General features: G+C 48.0%; 3 protein-coding genes and 1 pseudogene. 2 read left to right on the top strand and 2 right to left on the bottom strand.

Features of this window, described 5'->3' with window-relative positions; genetic code table 11:
* Nucleotides 1-68: 68 nt before the first annotated feature.
* On the bottom strand, nucleotides 69-1,019 hold the full coding sequence (locus ACMHXE_RS08055; RefSeq protein ID WP_413731925.1) for a tyrosine-type recombinase/integrase: 951 nt from the start codon (nucleotides 1,017-1,019) through the stop codon (nucleotides 69-71).
* A gap of 549 nt (nucleotides 1,020-1,568) precedes the next feature.
* Between ACMHXE_RS08055 and ACMHXE_RS08050 the strand changes: the two genes are divergently transcribed.
* Nucleotides 1,569-1,799 (top strand): hypothetical protein, encoded by a 231-nt coding sequence (locus ACMHXE_RS08050; RefSeq protein WP_101057773.1) that lies wholly within the window; start codon nucleotides 1,569-1,571, stop codon nucleotides 1,797-1,799.
* Nucleotides 1,800-1,934: 135 nt separating this feature from the next.
* Nucleotides 1,935-2,435 carry a hypothetical protein gene (locus ACMHXE_RS08045; RefSeq protein ID WP_413731923.1) on the top strand — a complete coding sequence of 167 codons (501 nt, stop codon included), beginning with the start codon at nucleotides 1,935-1,937 and terminating at the stop codon, nucleotides 2,433-2,435.
* Here ACMHXE_RS08045 and ACMHXE_RS08040 read toward each other — a convergent pair.
* Nucleotides 2,432-2,562, bottom strand: a pseudogene (locus tag ACMHXE_RS08040) (IS30 family transposase); the annotation flags it as partial. The gene ACMHXE_RS08045 and the pseudogene ACMHXE_RS08040 sit on opposite strands and share 4 nt — an antisense overlap.

Raw genomic sequence — 2,562 nt, 5'->3', positions numbered from 1 at the left:
GTGGTCATAACCAACCTCGACTGAGCTTTGATGGGTATTTCAAAGCCTAGTCAAGCCTGTGCGAAACATCAAAAAGATATGGCTGTCCTGTATTTCTGTTGCTGTATTTCTGTTGTTTTGCTGGTCAAAAAGATATGGCTGTCCTGTATTTTGTTTATGGCTTCTTTGGTCAGGGGCACTGCATGGGCCTTTTTGGCCTTCATCTTAGAGGTGGGGATAAGCCAGATCCCCCGGTCTTTGTCTATCTCGCGCCACTCCATACTGAGCACACAGCTTTTGCGCTGCCCGGTGAGCAGCAACATCATCACAATGTCGCGGTACAGGGGCCGCTCGCTGTTAAGGCTTTCAAGTAACCTTCTCACTTCATCCTGATTCAGAATGCGCTCACGCTTCACCTCAGTCAGTTTTCTGACTTTGGCAAAGGGATTGTGCTCTTGCCCGGCATACATGGACTTGAGCAGAGTCAGGCATTTATTGCGAACCGCTGCCGAGCTTTTGGTCAGAATACGCTTTAACAGATTCTCAGCCCCGACTGGATCTATGCCGCTGACTTCGATATGACCTATGGGGGCTTGCAGGTGGTTTGCCCATGTTGAGCGCGCATCCTGCAATGACTTGGGCCGCCGCTCGCCGGTTTTTATCTTAAGCAGGAATTCGGCTACCCAGCCATCAAAGAGATCCTGCACCAACATACTGAGCGCATCACGGCGGGCCGTTTCTTCTCTGGCAAGCCGCTTGGCTTCGTTGGGGTTTTCCCCTTCGGCAAACTGCACCGCAATCTGTTTGGCAAACTTACGGGCGTTCTCGATGGTGACGTTTGGAAACTCGCCAATGGTGACTGAAGTATCCTTTCCCAAGTGCTTACGGCGGAACCTGAAAAACTTCTTCCCGCTGGGCATAACCTCCAGAATCAGCCCATTTACCGAGTCTCGATGCCCAAAATCGGCCAAACGATACCTTTTTGTACCGATTTTTAGCTGTTCAAAAGCACGTTTTGTGAAAGAAATTTCTGCGTCCATTTATACTTAGCCCCAAATTCTGTGCCGCCTATGTGCCGCCTTAGGGAGTAAATTAGACTAATTTTGGTTAAAGTCAATACAAGCCAAAATCACATAACTCGTTGTATTATATGATTTCGTTAATTTTGATTAAGGTCGGTAAAAGTGAAAAATCTCTCCTGTGGGGAGACCAGCATTTTCTTCTTGTGCCTGATTGCACAAGTCTCAAGCTTCTTTTAGAACCATCCACCTGCCGATCCAGGCGCTTCAAATTAGTGATTTTGTTCTCTGATAGTTTTCTCTTAGGAAAACATTGAGTTAGCAATGTGGCCATCGTGGCTTTAAAGCCTTAAATAGCCAACCAACTTGGATTTAGCTTCCCGCTAAGCAACAACCCTTCACCTGCGATGCGGATGGGCAGGAAGCTCGAATGTCGTGAAGGACAGGACGTCCGAGAACAGTCCTTTTCGCACAGGCGATCCTGTGACTCGCTGCAAGTACATCCTTGTAAGCTCTGCCTCGGCATCCATGCCTCGGAAGGTCACAGTTCCGCCTGTGCCTGGGAATTAGGTGTATATCTTTAGCAACTCAGCAACTCAGCAACTCAGTTGTGCTTCGGGTATTCCGGCAGTCAAAACCAACCGCTACGGCGATGAAGCCCTAACCCGCCTAAGAGGCATTATCAGCTTTGGGGTTGAAGTCATCACCCGAGTCCACCAATGGACCATTTCTCAACGAGAAATCTACAAAGAGTATCAGGCAGAGAGCACAGACCGCTTTCCCGTGGAGTGCTATCAATAAGTGTACAGACTATGTAAAAACCGAAAACCAACCATGACACAAAGCATTTGAAAGCTAGATGAAAGACGGTAATATCTTTAGCTAACTAAAGGGAAGCCAAGCATTTACATGCAAGCAGCTACTTAAGGATGAGTCATGGATCCACTGTCGCAACTGTTCGCCGCCTATCTGGAGATGGTGAGCAATAACATCACTAACGCCTACATTGATGCGGCAAACACTAATGTCACAGCCCAAACACTCACCTACAAGGGCACCAACATTCGATTCCAGCACTTTCTCTGGCAGGTAAAGCAAGAAAGTGTTTGCGCTGACATTAAGCAGCAAGCAACCGCCTACTCCAAGTGCACACTGCAAGCCAAAGCCATGTTCACGGATTTGTGCAATCATCTATTCAGCATGAAAAACCTGAACTCAAAGGGCCGCAGCTTATCGCGGATGTATTGCAGTGCATCCCTTAATTACAGACCCGTGATAGCCCAAATAGGCGAACCGACCCCAAAAACTGGGAGATCATTTCTTTTCAATCCAAAGACAGGTGCCGCAGACGAACCCGTACGGCAAACAGAGCAGCAGCTTAAAGAGAGGGAATGTAATCGCGAATTCAACTCCGAAGTGCACCACTCGCTAAATTAGGCTGCCTTGCGTAATTCATTGAATACCGCAACAGGTTGCCTGAAGCCGAGGCACTTTCTCGGTCTGGCATTTAATGCCCGTTCAATCTCACTAATTTGCTTATCTGTTACCGTCCGCAAATCGGTGC

It is taken from the genome of Shewanella sp. BJSY2023SW007 (assembly GCF_047314525.1).
Taxonomy (GTDB): Bacteria; Pseudomonadota; Gammaproteobacteria; order Enterobacterales; family Shewanellaceae; genus Shewanella; species Shewanella chilikensis.
Note: the sequence above shows the minus strand (reverse complement) of the source record. Positions and strands in the feature narration are given on the sequence as shown.

Excerpts from the sequence above, each read along its gene's own strand:
- ACMHXE_RS08045 (WP_413731923.1), top strand. The coding sequence starts at position 1,935 with ATGGATCCACTGTCGCAACTGTTCGCCGCCTATCTGGAGATGGTGAGC.
- ACMHXE_RS08055 (WP_413731925.1), bottom strand. The coding sequence starts at position 1,019 with ATGGACGCAGAAATTTCTTTCACAAAACGTGCTTTTGAACAGCTAAAA.